This is a genomic window from Brevundimonas sp., assembly GCF_032017145.1.
Classification (GTDB): domain Bacteria; phylum Pseudomonadota; class Alphaproteobacteria; order Caulobacterales; family Caulobacteraceae; genus Brevundimonas.
In genome coordinates, this window is record NZ_DALZQC010000027.1 from 13,690 (window position 1) to 32,478 (window position 18,789).

Below are 18,789 nucleotides of genomic sequence, written 5' to 3' on the forward strand. Positions count from 1 at the left end.
CCACGTTCAGACCGCCGCTCGCTGCAGCCTCGGGCTTCAAACGCAGGCTCGGGCGACTGATCCAAGTTTCGCCACGCGCACGGCGGGCCGTGCGCGTGGATGCCTCGGCGCTCACCCCCGGTTCAATGAGATGAACGCGTTCTACACACAGGAAGTAGAGGGTTATACGCCAGCCGCAGCCGCCGCGAGCCCTTGGTCGAAACGGCATCAGAGCGGCATTCCGATTGCCGGACTTCTGGCTCATACCCTTACATCGTCCATCCATACGGAAGGCTTGTTCCTCGCTCGCATCAGCATCGACATTCTGCGGCCCGCTCCGATGGCGGTCACACAGACGCGATGTGAGCGAACGGCGACCTGCGACGCGGGAACCTGGGCGCGGGCCACCCTCGTCGCGGCTGGACGGGATGTAGCGGTCGCCACGGCCTTGTTCACGCATGGACGTGAACCGGACGAGGCCGTCCAAACGGCGCCCTATCCCTCCCCCGATCTCGCACCGAACGAGCCGATCAACCGGCGCATCGACACCGGGATGGACTCCAAAGTTCTCTACGGCGGGCTGAAGGTTCGTGGGCCGGGCGCGGCATGGGTCAGGCCGCGCCTATCGATCCTTGACGCGGAACCGGCCTCGCCGACCGTCGGCGCCGTGATGGCGGCCGACTTCGGCGGAGCCCTGTCGAGCGTCCACGATGGACGAATCTGGAGCTTCGCCAACGTCGATCTGAATGTGCATTTCGCCCGATCTCCGCGATCTGAGTGGATACGGGTCCAATCTGTGACCCATACCCAGGGCGAAGGAAGCGCTCTGGTCGATACCCGGCTGTCAGATCTTTTCGGCGACTTCGCCTACGCCCGGCAAACGCTGTTCATCGCACCCCAGCCGTCTGCAGACCGATTGAAACCATGACGACGCCGCTATTCACGCGCGTCGGCGACGACGGCTATCGACAGCTTGGCGCGACGACCGCCCAGCCGGGTCATTGGGCGGCGTTGCTGGCTTCGGTGATCGACGCCCGACGTCAGCCTGACTTGCAGTTGTGTCGCGCGACCTTCGATTTCTTCAGGCGGCCCCTTGCAACCGACAGCCTGATCACGGCCCCGACGGAAATCCTCAAGAGCAGCCCCCAGCTTGAGCAACTCCACGCCAGCCTTGTCATCTCCGGCGATCACGTCGCAGAGGCGACACTCCTGTTCCTTCGTCACGACGTGGCGGCTGACGCCGTGGCCTCCCCACTTCAGGACGAGCCGGGTCTCGCCAACACGGCAGACATCGAGAGCGGCCTGCCTGTGGACGTGTCCGTGCTACCGGACGCTGCGGCAACAGGACTCGCACGCTGCCTGCTAGCCTTCCCGCCCCTGTGCGATGGTTTGGATCTGACATTTTATTTCACCCGCCCACTGATCGGCCGACCTGTAGCTTTGAAGGCGGAATCTCCGGCCGATGCGATGCGCCTGGCTGCGCGTCTCATCGACACCGCAGGTCCGTTTGCACTGGCGAACGCTACGCCGCGGTCGGTTGACGCCAACCACGCTTCCTTTCAGTCCGGACCAAATCGATGATGTCGCTGAACGACTTCTCCTATCTGACGATCGAACACGAAGCGGGCCTTACGACGGTGACGCTGAATCGGCCGGATCGACGCAACGCGGCCCACCGGCCCATGTTGCAGGAGCTTCAGGCGGTCTGGCCTGCGCTTGCGGCGGACGATCGGACCAAGGCGGTCTTGCTGACGGGCGCGGGCGTGGCCTTTTGCGTCGGGGGCGATATCAACGCCATGGGCGGCGGCCATGATGGGTTCGGCGGCGGGCGAGAGGTGCGCGACATCGGGCAGAGTCTCAGCCTGGTGAACAATATGTTGAACTTCGACAAGCCGGTCGTCTGCGCCGTCAACGGCGATGCGATCGGTCTGGGTGCCACCTTGGCGCTGCTTTGCGATATCGTCGTAATGGCTGAAGACGCCCGCATCGGCGATCCTCACGTGAAGATGGGGCTGGTCGCTGGCGACGGCGGCGTCCTGCTTTGGCCCCTGCTTGTGGGCGTCAATCGGGCGAAGGAATATCTGATGCGAGGAAAGCTTCTGTCGTCGGCGGAAGCGGAACGCGTAGGCTTGGTGAACTACACGACCGCGCCAGATCGGACTTTACCGCACGCGCGCGAGATCGCCATGGAGCTTTGCGAAGGGTCGCCTTGGGCCATTCGATGGACCAAATTGTCGATCAACCAAATTCTCAAGGAACGCGCCAACCTCACAGGTTTGTCGGCGCTCGCGCTTGAGCATCTGACGATGCACACCGCCGATCACGCGGAGGCTGCGGCGGCGTTCAAAGCGCGTCGCAAGCCTAAGTTCATGGGTTGATCCCGGTCGCCCGAGTTCAACTCATTGCTGATGTAATCACTGTCACGGCGGCATTGGCTTTAGGCCTTCGATACGGCTGATTGGAGGTCCGAAGGCAAGGAACCGGAATGGAAACTGATCCACGAGAACGTGCAAAACTCTGGCCGAAGGGACGACTGTACGACGACTTCCAAGTGGGCCAGACTTTCCACCATCACTGGGGCAGAACCATACTGGCGAGCGACGCCGCGCTATTCTCCTCACTGACGCTGGCCTACAATCCGCTGTACTTCAACCGCGCCTATGCGATCGCCCACGGCCATCCGGACATCGTCGTCAACCCGCAGCTCGCCTTCAATGTGGTGCTGGGTTTGAGCGTCGAAGACTGCAGTGAGATCGGAGGACCTTTCCTCGGCATCTTCGACCTGAACTACTACAAGCAGATTTACGCCAATACGACGATCACGGCGCGAAGCGAGACGGTGGAGATGCGTCTATCCGAGTCCGATCCCAGGAATGGCATCGTCACTTGGCGAACAGAAGGTTTTGACGAAGCGGGCGACTGCATTCTGGCCTTCCGACGCTCCAATCTGGTCCGCCGACGCAACGAAAAAGGTCCAGGCTGATGGCGAAACTCGCCCCACTCACCGGCGCTAGCAACTATTTCGAAGACTTCGAGGTGGGTTCGGTCATCCGCCATGCCCGCGGAAAGACGATCACGCCGCTGGACAACGTCTTGATCACCAATCTGGTGATGAACACAGCCCAAGGCCACTTCAACGAGCATCTTATGGATGCGTCTCGTTTCGGGGGCATTCTGGTTTACGGCGGCGTGACCTTTTCCATGGTCCTGGGCCTGTCCTGCCAAGACTGTTGCGAGAATGCCTTGGAAGAGCTCGGACTGGATAATGTCCGTTTGATGAAGCCCGTTCGCCATGGCGACACTCTTTACGCCTATAGCGAAGTGCTGATGAAGGAGTCGGCTGATCGTGACGATGCTGGCGTGGTGACTTTCCGTCACTTCGGCTACAACGGCGATGGGGCCAAAGTTGTCGAAGTTGATCGACGCGCCTTGATTAAACGCCGGTCGCACTGGGCCGACCGATGATCCCCTCTGGCGCCTGGGGCTCGCTCAGCGACATACGGGTGATCGATCTTACACAGATGCTGGCCGGCCCGTACAGCACCATGATGCTGGCCGACCACGGCGCCGAAGTGGTCAAGGTGGAGGCGCCGGGCGGCGACATGGCGCGGTCTGGCGGACCGTTTCTCTCCGAGGATCACGACCGATCATTCGGCGGGTATTTTCAAAGCATAAATCGCAACAAGCAGAGCGTCTGCCTGGATCTGAAGACGCCCGAAGGCGTCGCGGCGATGAAGGCGCTGATCAAGGACGCCGACGCCGTGGTGGAGAACTTTCGCGGCGGCGTGATGGATCGTCTCGGCCTGGGCTACGAAGTGTTGCGGGAGCTTAATCCCAGGCTTGTCTATGGAGCGATCCGAGGCTTTGGGGACGCGCGCACGGGGCGCCCGAGCCCCTATGTGGATTGGCCCGCTTTCGACGTTGTCGCCCAGGCGATGGGCGGCTTGATGGCCATCACCGGACCCGACGCGGATACACCGACGAAGATCGGCCCCGGGGTCGGCGACATCATCCCGGGCATGATGCTGGCTTTTGGACTTCTGGCGGCGATCCATCACGCGCGCAGAACCGGTCAAGGCCAGTTTGTCGACGTGTCAATGGTCGATTCGATCTTTGCCGTCTGCGAGCGCACAGTCTGGCAGAATTCGATTCAGAATTTCGTGCCGGGTCCAGAAGGCAACCATCACCCCTTTCTCACCCCCTTCGGGATATTTCCCGCCAGCGACGGCTGGGTGACAATCGCGGCTCAGGACGACGCCTTTTTCACCGTGCTTTGCGAGGCGCTGGATCTGCCGGCCCTTGCGACGGACGAGAGATTTCTGGACCGTGCCCAACGCGGAAAGAACCGCCAGTTGCTCATCAATACGCTTAGCGACGTCACGCGCACTCTCGCCAAGGCTGATTTGACGGCGCGGCTGGGCGGAAAGATCCCATTCGGCCCGGTCATGGGGATCGGCGAAATTGTCGAGGACGATCATTTTGCGGCGCGGGATATGATCGCGACCGTCGAACAGGGTCCGCTCGCCTTCAAGGTCGCCGGCGTCCCCATAAAGCTGACAGATACGCCTGGCGGCGTTCGACGTCGCGCCCCGGCCATCGGCGAACATACCCGTCGCGAACTTACCCGAGCGGGTCTCACGGACGACGAGATCGACCACATCCTCGCTCACGCCGCTTCCAAAGCCAAAACGAAAAAGGATTAAGCCGCATGTCGATGCGTCCGTCGCGTCTGAGACGCTCCCAACTCGCCGTTCCCGGCAGCAGCGAAAAGATGCTGCGCAAGGCGGCGGAATCAGCGGCCGATCATGTGTTCTGCGACTTGGAGGATGCGGTCGCGCCGATCGCCAAGGTCGGCGCCAGAGATACGATCGCCTGGGCGCTCAACAACCTCGATTGGGGCAAGAAGACCCGATGCGTGCGCATCAACGACGTGTCCACAGAATGGTGTCATGGCGACATCATCACGCTGGTCGAACAGGCCGGCGCGAACCTGGACACCATCATGCTGACCAAGCCGATGTGCGTCGCCGATGTCCTGTTTCTCGACCGGATGCTCAACCAGCTCGAGCGTAAGCACAAGCTTGAGCGGAAGATCGGCATCGAGGTGCTCATTGAGGAAGTCCAAGGTCTTCAGAACGTCGAGGCGATCTCTACCTGTTCCGAACGGCTGGAATGTCTGATCTTCGGCATGGGAGATTACGCCGCTTCCCAGGGCATCGATACGCGCGAAATCGGCTCGAACGGCTCTTATCCAGGCGACATCTTCCACTATGCGCGCTTCCGCATCACGATGGCGGCGCGCTCCGCGGGTCTGGACGCAGTCGATGGTCCCTTCGCCAACTTCAAGAACGAAGAAGGTTATGTAACCGAAGCGACGCGCGCGAAATCTTTGGGGATGGTCGGCAAATGGGCTATCCATCCCTCCCAGATCGAGCCGGCGCTTCGCATCTTCACGCCCTCGGCCAGGCAGGTCGAGCGCGCTCGAAAGATGGAAGCCGCCTATCAGGAAGCCGAAGCGCAGGGACTGGGCGCCGTGCAGGTCGACGGCGTCATGGTCGATGTGGCCGTGATCCGTTTGGCGCGCAACACGATCGCCCAGGCCGACCTCTACGGCTTGTGATCGAGGTCGGCCCGGTCGCCGGCCTATCGGCGGCCGGGCTTGCCCAGCAGGGAGTCGGAAATGATGCGCTGCTGAATCTCGGACGTTCCTTCGAAGATTTTCGTCAATCGCGCATCCCTCCAATACCGCTCCACGGGATGCAGCGTCGTATATCCAGCGCCCCCCATAATCTGCAGGGCTTCGCTGGTTACGCGCTCCGACATTTCCGACGCGAGATACTTCACCATCGATGTTTCACGACTGGCGGAGCGCCCCGCGTCGAGCATGGCGCAGGTATGATACATAAGCTGCCGCGAGGCTTCGATCTCGGTCGCCATGGTTGCGATCTTGAAACGGATCGCCTGGAAGTCGCTGATGGGCTGACCGAATTGAACCCGCTCCTTCGCATATTCGATTGCGTGATCGAGCGCGGCTTGAGCCAACCCGATCGAGCGGGCGGCCGTATGCGCCCGCGGAACGCCAAGGCCGGCCGCCGTGGCTTGGAACCCTCGCTTCGTCTTGTCCTTGGACCGCTCCTGGACGGGCGCACGAACGTTGTCGAAGCTCAGTTCCCAAGTTTTCCAGCCAAAGTATCCGATCTTCGGTATCGGCGAACCGGTGACACTCGCCGGCAGTTCGCCGCGCGGTTTTTCGACCGAGATGTTGATCGTGCCTCCGTCGCGGCCGTCTTCTCCGTCGATCCGGCAGAGAACCATGATGAAGTCGGCGCCGTCGGCGAAGGTGCACCAGTATTTTGAGCCTGTGATGACCCATTCATCGCACTCGCGCCGCGCACGGCAACTGACGCTCGACAAATCCGAGCCGGTTTGAGGTTCCGACAAGGCGGCGGCGCCCAGATACTGTCCCTTGGCCATCGCCCGAATCTTGTCGTCCCGCTCGACGCCATTCCCTGGGATCGCACGATAGAATCCGTTTCCACGAGCGATCAGGCTCGACACGCTCATCCATCCACGTGCCAATTCTTCAGCAACCAGGCAGTATTCGAATATGCCGAGACCCAGGCCGCCAAGCGGCTCGGGAATGGTTATTCCGAAGAAGCCCAACTCCCCCATCTGATCTATGAGGTCGCGAGGCATGTCGCCTTGCAGCGGGTCCAACCGATTGGCGACGGGTGTGACTTCATTTCGCGTGAAGTCTCGGGCGACCTCCTGCATCATCAAACGCTCGTCGGTCATATAGGCCGAGTAGGTGTGCTCGCCGTCGCTCATGGACTGGTCCGATCCGGAATATGATTGGGCTGTTCGTGAGCTTGATTTTGCAATGACACGATAGACGCAGGCTAGGCTGGCCACATTTGAATCACATATGTAATGCCACTCTTTTTGGGTTGGCGCAGCGTCGGAGCGCAGTGAATAGCCTCGGGCGAAGGTGCGGTGATGACTGAAAGACGATCAGTAAAATCGGCGGAACGGGCTTTGGCGGTTTTCGAACTGTTCTCTCGCGAGCGGCGCGCGCTTACTATCGGCTACATCTCGACAAAGCTTGGCATTCCCCAGCCGAGCGTCAGCATGTTGATCCAGAATTTCGTGGATCTGGGTTATATCGACTACAATCGCGCTAATCGGACGTGCATCCCGACAATCCGGATCGCGCTATTGGGTATGTGGATCGACCGACAGTTCAAGGAGTCGGGCACGCTGAGCGCAGAGATCGCAGCCTTGCAAGTCAAGGTCGGTGAAACCGCCTTTCTCGGCATCCAGAATGGAGCAGCGGCGCAATACATCATTCGTCAGGCTGAGCAGGTCGGCGACGCCTTGATGGTCAAATCCGGTCAGTTTAGATCCCTTACCTATTCGGCCATGGGCCGTGCTCTGCTGGCTCGAAAGACCGACGCGGAAGTCGCGAGTTGGGTGCACCGCAGCAATGCGGAGGCCGCCGATCCGAAGTTCAAAATCCTTCCTTCCGACTTCAAAGCGATCATCACTGAGATAAGGAAGCAGGGCTACGCGACCACGGATGGCGACGTCACACCGGGCTATGGGGCCATAGCGATCGCGTTTGATTCTCCCATCGGTCAAACCTTGGCGGTGGGCGTCGGCGGCGGCGTGGATCGCATTGAATCCAAGCGCGAAGCGATCGTAGAAGCGCTACACACCTTCATCCGAAATGTGGACGCCCGGTTCGCCGCCGCTGATCCCGCCCGACCGTTGCAAGAGTTGCGCGATTAGGCACCGTCCCTGTCCCGTGAAATCTCCGCCATTCGGGTCAGACTCAAAAGGGAGTCGATCATCGGCGTCTCCACGCCGGCGGCCCGGCTCATCACCTCGACCGAATTCAGCAAGGGAGAGAGCTCGAGCGGGCGACCAGCTTCGAAATCTTCCAACATCGACATCTTATGCCCGCCTGATCGCCGCGCTCCTTCGATCAGGGAATCCGGCGTGCCGGCGACCTGGGCGTGACAGCCTTCCGCAATCGCGAACGCCTCGGTCATCAGGGCGCGCACGACCTTCATCGTCGGCGGATGGGCCAACATCTCGTCCAGGGTTGCACGCGTTAGGACCGCTGAGGTGTTCCAGCACAGACTGCTGATCATCTTAAGCCATAGCCAATCCCGGATATTGCCCTCGACCGGTGCTCTCAAACCTGCGCCTTGCATCGCCTCTGACAGAGCTCGCACACGGGACGACTTCGATCCGTCTGGTTCACCGAGAGGGAAACGCGGACGCCCCCCATCCTGCCGAATCCGACCCGGCCCCACGACGGTAGCGGCGACGAAGTATACGCACCCGATCACGCGTTCTGGCGGCAGGAGCGCGCTCAACCGACCGGTGGGATCAAGCCCCTCAAGCCTAGCCTCGGCCAACTTCGGCGCGCCGAAGCCGTACCAATAAGGAATGCCGGTCGTGGGAGGCAGGACGACGGTATCCGGTCCAAGTAGAGGCTGGACGCGATCGGCCACGTCCACCAGCTGCTGCTGCTTCACCGTGAGGAACACATAGTCCTGCGGTCCCAGATATTCAGGATTGTCGCTCGCCCTCACTCCGACGGAGAAGGTCTCATCCTCGGTTTCGACGGTCAAACCATTCGCTTGAATGGCCTGCAGGTGATCCCCCCGGGCCACGCAGCTTAAGGCAATGTCGCCCCGTCGCGCCAAATGCGCACCGATAAAGCCGCCGATGGCCCCGGCCCCGAAAATGCAAACCCTCATTTGCCGAACCTCATGATCTATAGACGCGAGCACACGCGACCCGGGACGATGTGTGGCACAGGCAGCGGCAGACTTGAGGGCCTCCGTCGTGATTTATCGACGGGCGAATAATACCATAGGCGCTGGGCGCCGCCCGCCGCCCGCCGCCCTGCTCTGCGTCAAGCGGCTCAAGCCCGAGGACTGGCGACGGTCGAGCCTAGATCGGCGCGCCGCGATCCAGCGGTCCGACATCCATCAGGCGGTCAACTGCTTCCGCCCGCCATCGAACCGATCCTGCAGGCCTTTCAAGCAGTCGTCTGACCTGAACCGGCTCTTCGGGAACCAATAAGGCGTGACAGTCGCGAATGGCATCACGAACGGCGCCGTTCTCGCGGTCGACAAGGTGGAGATAGTCGTTCCAGGTCGGAACATGGAAACGCTCCGTCCAACAACGCCCGTCAGCGATATCTCGGGCGATCGACCAACCGTAAGCTCCCATCCGCAGCCTATGTCGGCGCACATCTTGCATTGCGCCATAGAAGGCACGGGCATTGGCCGCAGACACGATGTAGTCAATGTGAATGACGATCGGGCCGCTGCGCGACGTAATGGCGAGATCGACGACAGGATCGACCGTGTCCGAAGACCGATCATCTGGCGTCACCGTCAGATCAGGTAGGCGCAGCCATATCCCGATCATGATCGAGGCGATCATCATCCCGCCCGCAAGTTTGAGACACTCGTTAACGCCGATTTGTTCGGCGCAGCGCCCCCACACCCAAGCGCCCACAGCGATTCCGCCAGCGATCGTCGCCTGAAAGATTGCCAGCGCCCGGCCCGCGACCCAACACGGCGCGGCCATCTGAATTGCGACGCTGTAGAGTGTAAGGACATTCGTCCAAGCTATGCCCGCCACCACGAATGCGAAAAGGGTGACGAACTCATTGCGGCTTACAGCAATAGCCAGGATCGCCGCCCCCATTGCGCCAGCAGAATTGCGACTGGAATGTTCCGTGGAGAAGCGGCGTCTCATCCAGGGCATGATCAGCGCCCCGAATACCGCGCCCAATCCGAACCCACCCAACAGCAAACCGTACACCGAGGCGCCGCCGAACAGGAGGTCGCGCGTGATCAATGGCGTTAGGGCCGGTACGACGCCTCCCAGCAGGCCGAACACCATCGTTCGAACCACAAACCGGCGGTTCGATGGGGAATAGCGAACGAAACGGAGGCCGGAGATGACAGCACGCCAAAAGGTCTCAGGCGCAAGCCTTGCTGGTTCTAGGCTGCGTTTCCAGAACACCAGAACGATCAGGAGCGGGATGTAGAATAGAGCATTTGCGGCGAAGGCGATGACCGCTCCAAAGACTCCCACGATCGCGCCCCCGATCGCGGGACCAACGCTGCGCGCGAGATTGTAGCTGATGCCATTCAAAGCGATGGCGGATGGCAAGGCCTTTGATGGCACCTGTTCGGAAACTGATGCCTGCCATGCTGGGCTGAATACGGCCATGCCGCTCCCGACGACAAAGCAAGACACGAGCAAGGCCGTTGGCGTCAGCAGACCCGCGACCGTGATGACGCAGAGCCCGATTGCACCCGTTAGCGATATGGAAAGCGCAGCGATAGAAACCAGACGTCGATCGAACATGTCCGACAGCGCGCCCGCAGGCAATGCAAGGATCATGATAGGCAACATCAGCGCGGTTTGGACCAACGCCACCATCTGGGCATCATTCGTCAGGCGGCTCATAGTCCAGGCTGCGCCAACGCCAAGAATCATAATGCCGAAGTTGGAAATGAGACTTGCCAACCATATTCGGCGGAATACGGCGATGCGGAGCGGCGCGGTTAGAGCGTCCTGCCGCGTTCCACTCGCCATCCAATAAGCCCCGAATTGGCGATCAGCTCAAAGGAGGACTGTCCGCCGCATTTCATTGATTCCAGATGCCCTCACCGCTGACGTTCTCAGTCGATCGAGGGATGGTCGTCCTTGATCGACCCGTCCATCAGCTATGCCGCTCCGTCAATGCTCACGACCTTCGCGAGGGCCACCCCTTGCCCACTCACTACATCCATAATGAACTTCCGTGACTATCCGACTTTCGGCGGGGTGATGGGGCGGCTTGGCGTGACGGTGACGTGCCCCCACTGGTCCCTCGTTTTGAGTGAGAGCCCAGGGGGTTGATAGCTGATGCGTCGCCGGCGGGAGCGGCCGTGCGGCGGAGCTGATCAAGTTGCGCAGCCGAACGGCCCCGTCCTCGCCGCACCGCCAGGCCTTCCTCCCGATAGAGCCGGAACAGCCGCTTCTTGTTCATGCTGACGCCCTGGCGCCTTCTCGCCCTCCTCGCCGAGCAGGACGAGGATCGGGTTCTACGCAGCCACAAGGATCCGTTGCGGCGCGCGATCGGCGATCTCGACGACCGGGACGCAGCCATTCTCGAAGCTCGCCTCAAGCGATGACGACGCTGGCGCCCCCGGAACGACGCCGCTTGGGACCTCCTATCGATTCAATTCACCAAATATGACATATGTTGGCTGATATCTCTTCATATCTGATAATTTGCTATGAGCTCGCCCAAATCAAAACCCGCCCTGGAACGTCTCGGCCGCGACGTTCGCGGGGCCCGGCTCCGACGCGGCATGGCCATCGTCGATCTGGCCGTGAGGGCGGGGGTGTCGCCGAGCACCCTGGCGCGTCTTGAAAAAGGCGAGGCCGGGGTCGCGCTGGGCGCGCTGGCTGACGTTCTCGTCGTCCTGGGGCTGGTGGAAAGACTGGCCGATCTGATCGACATCCGGTCGGATGACCTGGGACTGGCGCTCACGGAGGAGCACCTGCCCAAACGCGGCCGCTCGATCAGCACGCGTTTGCGTAAGGCCGCATCCACAGACCGGAAAGTGGAGGACGGCAAGAAGGACGTCCTCGACCCGGACGGCGCCGCCTTCTGATGCCTGAGTTCTCAGCCCAGGTTGCGCTCGGCGAGGGCTTGCTCCGGGTGGGCCGATTGAGGTTCACCGAGGCCGGACCCCGTCAGTTCTCGAACTTCACCTACAATCCGGACTGGATTGAAGATCCGCGCGCCTTCGCGCTGCAGCCCGACCTTCCGCTGCAAGGGGGCGCCTTCTTCGCCACTGGGCAGCCGGGCCATATGCGCGATGCGCTCGCGGGAACCTTCTCGGATGCGGCGCCGGACACCTGGGGACGGCGGCTGCTTGAGCGGGCCTACGGCGCGGGGCTCTCCGAGTTTGAATACCTGACCCTGTCGGATGACGCCTGTCGACAAGGCGCGCTGCGTTTTCTCGACGAGAACGGCGAGGTCATTCGCGGTGCGGCCGAAGCGGTTCCGCGACTGGTCGATCTGGAAGCGATTACACGGATCGCGCGGGCCTATGAACAGGGACAGGATATCTCCGTCGAGGACATGCAGGCGCTGGCGGGCGCCGGCGGATCGGGCGGGGCCCGCCCGAAGGCCAATGTCCAGGACGGCGACACCCTCTGGCTGGCGAAGTTCACTTCAGCCCATGACCAGGCGCCGATCGAACGGGTCGAGGTGGCGACGCTGAGTCTGGCCAGGGCCTGCGGAATCTGGACGCCTGAAGTGCGCCTCGAGCTGGCGGATACCGCCTTTCCTGTCGCCCTGATCCAGAGATTTGATCGGCGCGGCAGGGCCCGCATCCCCTACATCTCGGCGCGGACAGCGCTGCTCAAGACCGGGGCCGCCTTAGGCTCCTACACGGAAATCATCGACTTCATCCGGGCCTGGGGCGCCGACTCCGCGGCGGACTTTCGCGAACTGTACCTCAGGCTGATCTTCAGGTGCTGTCAGTCAAACGCTAACTTGTCTCCGCTGAACGCACCCCTCCCTTGCCCAGCAGCCCTCAGGTGGCGAGCACCTGCCACTCGGCCAAGGCAGCCAAGCGGCGGGCTTTGAAGAGGTCTCTGCTGATGAGATGACGGTCCTGGTTGAAGTGATTGTGGAAGGCGGCGTGGACGGCGCTGAATTTCTGTAGGGTCTTCATCTGGCGGAAGCGCTGCATGGCTCGCTCTCGTCGTCGGAACGGCAGGTGCGAGTTCTCGACGCGGTTGTTCAGCCAGCGTCCCGTTTGCTGTTTCCCGGCGCCACCGACCTCCTTCAAGGCGGCCCGATAGGACTTCAAGCCATCAGTGACAATGGCTTTCGGCGGGCCGTGGCGACGCATGGCTTTCTTCAGAAATTTCAGCGCCGCAGCCTTGTCGCGCGTCTTGGTGACGAAGGACTCCAGGATCTCGCCTTCGTGATCGACGGCCCGCCAAAGGTAGTGGTGCTCGCCGTTAATCTGCACGAAGACCTCATCAAGGTGCCAGCGCCAATGGGTGAAAGAGCGCATGGCCTGAACCCGCTTCCTGCGAATCTCGCCGGCGAACATCGGGCCGAACCGGTTCCACCAAAGCCGCACCGTCTCATGGCAAATGTCGATGCCGCGCTCGGCCAGAAGGTCCTCGACCTGACGTAGCGAAAGCGGGAACCGGACGTACATCATGACGACGGTCCGGATCACCTCAGGTGAGCTGTCGAACCATCGAAACGGATTGTCGGACTTGGCCATACCGCACGCTATCCGACCCGATCAGGAGTGCAACCCGTTTGGGCTGACAAGACCCGGCCGGGAGATGATCGAGAGTGCGAGGCATGCGTCCGGTCTGACGGCGGCTACGGGCTTTGGCAAGCCGCCGCTCCTCATGCGTCCCCCGCTTGGATTCCCGCCTGATGACCATGTCGGATTCTCACCGATCAGGCCACGACGGGCAAGGTTCGAAAGGCGCCGTTATGGCTCTAAAAGCCCGCAAGTCGCCGCAAGTCGTCAGGGTGTCAAAAACCGATTGCGAAGCAAGAGGTTACGACACCCCTTTTATCTTGCCCTCTTAATCGGGGTCATTCCGGGGCTCGTTTTCATGACGTTCTCCTGATGAATAATCCAGGCGAGCCGCGCAGCCTAAGCCTCAATCTTGTCGGGTCGAGCGATTACCCAGAACGTCGTTAGGGTAATGATGCACCCGATGAGAACCGCTCCACATTGAAGCGCCAAGGCTGTAAAATTCAAATACTCGGGCCTGTCCAGCGCCGGTCGAATGAAAATCCAGCCTGACAAGATAGCCGCATAGATAACGGCTAGAGAAAAATACGCAGGTAGGCCGACCCACCCCCTTTGCGTCATCCATAGATACGCCGGAACACCGGTGAGCAGAGCAATCGGGTAGCCAAAGAACGCTGCAGCTTTAAGGGCCCACAGGCCTTCGCTGGCGTTTCCCGACACCGCTCCACCGATCCACAAAATTATGCCGAACGCTATCGGCGCGACCAATAGCGCGACAACACTCCTCGCGGTCACTGCACGCATCTCAACACCCCATCAATGTATAGGAACAGGTCGAACCCAACGGTACACGTGGCGGAGGTGGCCGCTGCCCCCTCCATACGCCATTGATAGGTCCGGCCGTAAGAGAGCCAGGACGCTGCAGATTGCCGTTCCCTTCACCTCGGTTGTGAATCGTCGATGTGCCATCTGCGTTGCCCACGACCTCTCGCACAACGATGCCGGGGAATAGCGGATGCCCAGGTAAAGTGACGTTAACCACCACGGGATTTCCACTTACAGTGTTAGTCGTGGCAATCGACGATACCGGACTGATGTCTGGCAGACCTACGCCGCCAACAACCGGCGTAGCATCGTTCCGAGTGCCTCCAGGCGTTGCCGGGTCAGGATTCCCAGGTGTCGGGTTCTGCTGCACCCAATTGCTCGTTGCCTTGGCATCCAAGGGGGACTTGGCGGTCACGTCGTAATAGTGAAAATCAGCCCGCGATGCGTCTGTTCCTGGGAAGCCCTTCGGGGTCGCGAACGTCACGTTGTAGTCGCTCGTCACGCAGCTTGTGCTTCCTTGCGCATTATTCGTGCACTCGACCATCCCGGTTGGATCGGTCTTATTCACGGGATCGTTGCCGACGTATGCGTATAGGTTGAGCGCGTCGTCGTATCCGATGGGGTCGGTCTGCAGGAAGCGGCCGAGCTGGGGAGCGTAGACGCGGGCCTTGTAGTGGTAGGCCTGCGCCTCGGGCAGCCACATCTGGCCGGTATACTGGAACCGGCCGGCGTTCGACGGGCCGGGCGCGCCGTATTCGTCGTAGGTGTTGATCGCCAGGGCGTTGGCCGACCCGTCCGTGATCGCCACGACCGATCCACGCTCGTCGGCCTGTAGCCAGCGGCGATCATAGCCCGCGCCCTCATAGGCGACGACCGTCTGGTCCGCCCCGACGCCCGGAACATAACGGCGCAGCACAGCGCCGCCGGGGCCGTACTCCGCGATGGTTTGGGGACCGTCATGGAGGAAGCGGGTCGAGCCCAACTGATACAGCCGATCCGCCGGGTCGTAGCCCAGACCGGTCGTCGTTCCGCCGACCGTGGCGCTGGTCAGCTGGTTCAGGGCGTTGAAGCCGTAGCCCACGCCCGCCAGGGCAGTGATGTTGCCGCGTCCGTCATAGCCGACCCCGGCCCCGCCCACGCTCGTCACCTGGTTGCGGCCGTTGTTGACGTAGCTGGTCGAGCCCGCGCCGGGCATGAACACATAGGCCGGGTTGGACACGGTGCGGGTGACGATCTGGTTGGCGGGACTGTAGGCCAGGGTCAGGGTCAGGTCGTTCGCCGTCCCCGCCAGATCGTTGGTCAGGCTGGTCAGCCGGCCCGCCGCGTCATAGCCCCAGTTGGTCGCGGAACCGTTGGCATTCCCCTGGGCGAGGCGACGTCCCAGATTGTCATAGGCCCAGGACGCCAGTTGCCAGTTGGTCGCCCCATTCTCGCGGATCGCCGTCAGGTCGCCGGCGACGTTGAAGTCGTAGGCCGCCCAGAAGCCGTCGGGCCAGGTGATCGCCGTCCGCCGTCCCGCCAGATCGTAACCGTAGCCGACCGTTCCCAGCGGCCCCGACGCCGAGGTCAGACGCGACAGAGCGTCCCAGTTCGAGGTCAGGGTCTGGCCGCCGGCGGTCGCCGTGCGCTGACGGTTCAGGTTGTCGTAGGCGTAGCTGACGTCGTCGACCCCGGCAGGGGCGTCCGTCAGGGTCTTGCGGTTCAGCGCGTCCCAGACCTGGACGAAGGTCTCTCCGCCCCGGTTGCGGCGGCTGACCACATTGCCGCTGGGATCGTAGCTCCACGCCTCATAGTCGGTCGTTGAAGACCCGCCGCCCGAGGCGTTCGGATAGCGCAGTTGCACCAGCCGGTCGAAACCGTCGTAGGCATGGGTCGAGACATTGCCGTTCCCATCCGTGCGTGTCGCCGTCTTGCCGTTCGCCGTCCAGGTCTGGCTCTCGGTGATGGGCGTCCCGGAGCCAAAGCCCGAGGTGACGCTCAACACCCGCCCCGCCGCGTCATAAGCGGTGCGCGTGATGCGGTCGGGGCCATGGGCGCCCTGCGCGCCCATGGCGCAGGCGTCGCCCTGGGCGCCGAACGCGGCGGGGTTCATCCGCCGGGTCGCGCAGATCAGACGGTCGGCGGCGTCATAGCCGTACTGCGTCAACGTCGCGGCCGAGGTTCCCACGGCGGTCGCCTCGGCGATCTTGCGTCTCTGCGCGTCATAAGTCGTCGTCGCCGTCTGCAGGGGATTGAACCCGGCCCAGGCCGTGTCCGACTGACCCGAGGTCACGCCCTGCTCAACCTTCGTTACCTGGCCGTTGGCGTCATAGGTCGTCCGGACCGCCCGGTTCGACAGAGATCCGCCGCCGTCTGGATCCGGTCCAATCACCCCCACGCCCTGGCGCATCGCGTCCCACACGTAGCGGGTCGTATCATCGCCGCCAGGAAGCGGACCATTGATCGACAGCACATTGCCCACCGTGTCGTAGGCCGTCATCACCGTCGCCGTCAGCGAACCGTCGCCCGAGCCGCTCGACACCGAGACCGGCAGAAGGTTGGACGCGGTCCCGGCGGACCCAACCTGATAGGTCGTGATCGAGCGAACTTCGTCAACTGTGCCCGCGCAAGACGCCAGGGTCGCGCAAGACGAACTCGTCGTCCGTAGCGAGATCGGGGTCGGGGCCTGCACCAGGGCCCCGACGGCGTTCCTGTACCAGGCATAGGCTGGCGCATAGGTGAACCGAGCCTGGGGGCGGACCGCGCCCGGCGTCGACGCGGGCCCCGTAATACTCAGCACATCGCCCTGAGCATCGTAGGTGAAATCCGTCACGCCACCCCGAGGATCGGTGATCGTCAGCGGTTGGTTACAGGTTCGGATGTTGACGCAGCTCGCATCATAGGTCGCGCCGTAGACGACGTCCGCCGGCGATCCTGGCGTTTTGGATATCCGCCGGTGCTCTGTGGTATTGCCTCTTGGGTCGTATTACAGGGCGACCTTATCTCCCTCGGGCATGCGGACCGATGTCAGCCGAGGGCCGAAGTCAGGGATATGATCGTAGGTGAAGAGAGTCTCGTTTCCGACGGCATCGACGATGCGCCTGAAGTTCTGCGACGTGGTGACGAGGGCATTTCCGCCCAGCCCTCCGGTACGAGCGATTTCGTAAGTGGAGACATTGCCCAGCGGATCGGTGACCGTGAAGGTGGGAGAACCGCCAGAATAGGTCCACGCACCGTTTCCATGATCGATCGTGGCCACGGTGCGGTAAGCGTAGGGGCGATTGGACGGCCCGCCGCGATAGGTGAGCGAGACGCTGAGCCCGTTGGGGCGATCAGGCCGCCGAATGCCCGTCAATCGATCCACGGGCCTGTTCGACGGGGACTTCGAACGGAAATACCTCGTCGTCCGCCCCAAGGCGTCCGTCACCGCGCTTTCCGCGCCATTTTCCTCGAACGTGAGTTGAGGCCATGCCCCCGAGAGCACGCAGGTCGGGACTCCAGGATCGCAATAGGCCTCGGCGTTATTGAGCACCACCGCCCGGCTCATGCGAGCAGAGGCGTCGTTGAAATACTCGAAATAGACCTGATAACCGAAGTTGCTGAACACGGACGCGAGCGTCTTGCCGCAACATCCGTAAGCCGTACGGTAATGAAAGGAGAGCGTTTCTCCATTGGGCCGCGTCAGCGATTGGATCGCGCCGACCGCGTCTTGATCGAAGCCCTCCGGAGCCGGGCCCGAATAGGGGCTGCCGACAGCCTGCCACCCATAGGTGGCGGTCGTGCCGTCATGCGTGGTCAGTGTCCAGACGCCGCCGTTAAAGGTCAGCCTGGCGTCCACGCCGCTGACTGGAATGAACGGTCCTGTGCCCTCCTGACGGAATACGTACGCCGGACCGTCGCCCAGCGTGACGTTAAAGTAGGCTGTGTTGTTCTCGCAGTCGTATCCAGACGGGGTTGTCGGAATGACACACAACTTGACCACGGACCCGCTAAAGTTGTCGGTCCAGACGCCCAGATCGGTCATGACGCGTCGATAGGCGATTCCCCTACCTTGGGGGCCAACCGAGATTACGGGCGCCGGATCCGAAAAGCTGAGGGTCAGCAAGTTCACGCCATTGCCGTCAACCGCTTGCGCCGTTGGCGGCGCAGGCAGAGCGACTTGCCCGGTTGCAGCCCCAGCATAAACCGTTAGGCCGAGCACCACTCCGATAGCCCAGCCGAGGCCATGTCTCATAGCGCGCGCCCCGTCTCGCATGACAAGGTTCGACCATAGTCAAACCGGTCAAGCTGGCAAGCGCTCATATGCGCGTTCGGGTTGTTCTAGAAAGTCAAACCCCGCAAGGCGGCTAAGTAACAGATGGGCAGGACATGCTGCGGAATGTGCTGTCAGCATGACTATGTGACGAAGTTTCTTACAATGCCGCTTAGGCGCAAAACGCCCTGCCCTCTCATGTCGGCAAAGCGCCGATACTGTTGAAAAAGTCGGGAGACCGCTGAAACGGCGCAAACTGCGTGCCGTTCACGAAATTCGGCTTTAACAAAATCAATCGGTTAGATTCTCGCGGCGGCACCACATCGAGCCCAGAAGGTCGATCACAGCAGGGTCGCGGACTTTTTCAACAGTATCCGCCGATTTCGTTGAAAAAGGCGGCCTCCGGCAATTGGCATGAGGCCGCCGCGCTGA

18 protein-coding genes are annotated in these 18,789 nt (G+C 61.9%); 11 read left to right on the forward strand and 7 right to left on the reverse strand.

Annotation, left to right across the window (positions count from 1 at the left end):
- Positions 1-130: 130 nt before the first annotated feature.
- From RTU05_RS06720 to RTU05_RS06750, 7 genes are all read left to right on the forward strand, one after another.
- Positions 131-907, forward strand: coding sequence for an acyl-CoA thioesterase domain-containing protein (locus tag RTU05_RS06720; RefSeq protein WP_312596797.1), 777 nt, complete (start codon positions 131-133; stop codon positions 905-907).
- On the forward strand, positions 904-1,560 hold the full coding sequence (locus RTU05_RS06725) for a hypothetical protein (RefSeq protein WP_312596798.1): 657 nt from the start codon (positions 904-906) through the stop codon (positions 1,558-1,560). The genes RTU05_RS06720 and RTU05_RS06725 overlap by 4 nt, the downstream gene beginning before the upstream one ends.
- Entirely contained in the window at positions 1,560-2,357 is a 798-nt protein-coding gene (locus RTU05_RS06730; protein WP_312596800.1) for an enoyl-CoA hydratase/isomerase family protein, read from the forward strand. The genes RTU05_RS06725 and RTU05_RS06730 overlap by 1 nt, the downstream gene beginning before the upstream one ends.
- 107 nt (positions 2,358-2,464) lie before the next feature.
- Positions 2,465-2,962: a MaoC family dehydratase gene (locus tag RTU05_RS06735; RefSeq protein WP_312596802.1), complete on the forward strand. Its 498-nt coding sequence runs from the start codon at positions 2,465-2,467 to the stop codon at positions 2,960-2,962.
- A complete protein-coding gene (locus RTU05_RS06740) occupies positions 2,962-3,444 on the forward strand; it encodes a MaoC family dehydratase (RefSeq protein WP_312596804.1) in 483 nt (160 codons plus the stop codon). Before RTU05_RS06735 ends, RTU05_RS06740 begins: the two co-directional genes overlap by 1 nt.
- Positions 3,441-4,682, forward strand: coding sequence for a CoA transferase (locus RTU05_RS06745; protein WP_312596805.1), 1,242 nt, complete (start codon positions 3,441-3,443; stop codon positions 4,680-4,682). Before RTU05_RS06740 ends, RTU05_RS06745 begins: the two co-directional genes overlap by 4 nt.
- Positions 4,683-4,693: 11 nt before the next feature.
- Positions 4,694-5,599: a CoA ester lyase gene (locus tag RTU05_RS06750; RefSeq protein ID WP_312596825.1), complete on the forward strand. Its 906-nt coding sequence runs from the start codon at positions 4,694-4,696 to the stop codon at positions 5,597-5,599.
- 23 nt (positions 5,600-5,622) lie between these two features.
- Here the strand turns inward: RTU05_RS06750 and RTU05_RS06755 are convergent, their stop codons facing one another.
- Positions 5,623-6,807 carry an acyl-CoA dehydrogenase family protein gene (locus tag RTU05_RS06755; protein WP_312596807.1) on the reverse strand — a complete coding sequence of 395 codons (1,185 nt, stop codon included), beginning with the start codon at positions 6,805-6,807 and terminating at the stop codon, positions 5,623-5,625.
- A 168-nt stretch (positions 6,808-6,975) separates the two neighbouring features.
- Between RTU05_RS06755 and RTU05_RS06760 the strand changes: the two genes are divergently transcribed.
- Entirely contained in the window at positions 6,976-7,767 is a 792-nt protein-coding gene (locus RTU05_RS06760) for a helix-turn-helix domain-containing protein (protein WP_312596809.1), read from the forward strand.
- On the opposite strand, the gene RTU05_RS06765 is transcribed toward RTU05_RS06760, so the two are convergent.
- Together RTU05_RS06765 and RTU05_RS06770 are read right to left on the reverse strand one after the other, a co-directional pair.
- Entirely contained in the window at positions 7,764-8,747 is a 984-nt protein-coding gene (locus RTU05_RS06765) for a 2-dehydropantoate 2-reductase (RefSeq protein WP_312596811.1), read from the reverse strand. The genes RTU05_RS06760 and RTU05_RS06765 overlap by 4 nt on opposite strands.
- Positions 8,748-8,943: 196 nt before the next feature.
- The gene (locus tag RTU05_RS06770) at positions 8,944-10,608 is read right to left on the reverse strand and encodes an MFS transporter (RefSeq protein ID WP_312596813.1); all 1,665 of its coding nucleotides are present in this window, start codon (positions 10,606-10,608) and stop codon (positions 8,944-8,946) included.
- A 428-nt stretch (positions 10,609-11,036) separates the two neighbouring features.
- Between RTU05_RS06770 and RTU05_RS06775 the strand changes: the two genes are divergently transcribed.
- The 3 genes from RTU05_RS06775 to RTU05_RS06785 all read left to right on the forward strand — a co-directional run bounded on the left by RTU05_RS06775 (position 11,037) and on the right by RTU05_RS06785 (position 12,658).
- A complete protein-coding gene (locus tag RTU05_RS06775) occupies positions 11,037-11,189 on the forward strand; it encodes a hypothetical protein (protein WP_312596829.1) in 153 nt (50 codons plus the stop codon).
- Between the two features lie 105 nt (positions 11,190-11,294).
- A complete protein-coding gene (locus RTU05_RS06780) occupies positions 11,295-11,675 on the forward strand; it encodes a helix-turn-helix domain-containing protein (protein WP_312596815.1) in 381 nt (126 codons plus the stop codon).
- Entirely contained in the window at positions 11,675-12,658 is a 984-nt protein-coding gene (locus tag RTU05_RS06785) for a HipA domain-containing protein (protein WP_312596817.1), read from the forward strand. Before RTU05_RS06780 ends, RTU05_RS06785 begins: the two co-directional genes overlap by 1 nt.
- Here the strand turns inward: RTU05_RS06785 and RTU05_RS06790 are convergent.
- The 4 genes from RTU05_RS06790 to RTU05_RS06805 form a co-directional block, all read right to left on the reverse strand.
- Positions 12,606-13,313, reverse strand: a complete 708-nt coding sequence (locus RTU05_RS06790; RefSeq protein ID WP_312596819.1) for an IS6 family transposase — start codon at positions 13,311-13,313, stop codon at positions 12,606-12,608. The two genes, RTU05_RS06785 and RTU05_RS06790, sit on opposite strands and share 53 nt — an antisense overlap.
- Before the next feature lie 387 nt (positions 13,314-13,700).
- A complete protein-coding gene (locus RTU05_RS06795) occupies positions 13,701-14,105 on the reverse strand; it encodes a hypothetical protein (RefSeq protein WP_312596821.1) in 405 nt (134 codons plus the stop codon).
- A gap of 1 nt (position 14,106) precedes the next feature.
- Positions 14,107-16,938, reverse strand: a complete 2,832-nt coding sequence (locus tag RTU05_RS06800; protein WP_409411599.1) for an RHS repeat-associated core domain-containing protein — start codon at positions 16,936-16,938, stop codon at positions 14,107-14,109.
- 153 nt (positions 16,939-17,091) lie between these two features.
- Positions 17,092-18,129: a hypothetical protein gene (locus RTU05_RS06805; RefSeq protein WP_312596823.1), complete on the reverse strand. Its 1,038-nt coding sequence runs from the start codon at positions 18,127-18,129 to the stop codon at positions 17,092-17,094.
- Positions 18,130-18,789: the final 660 nt, after the last annotated feature.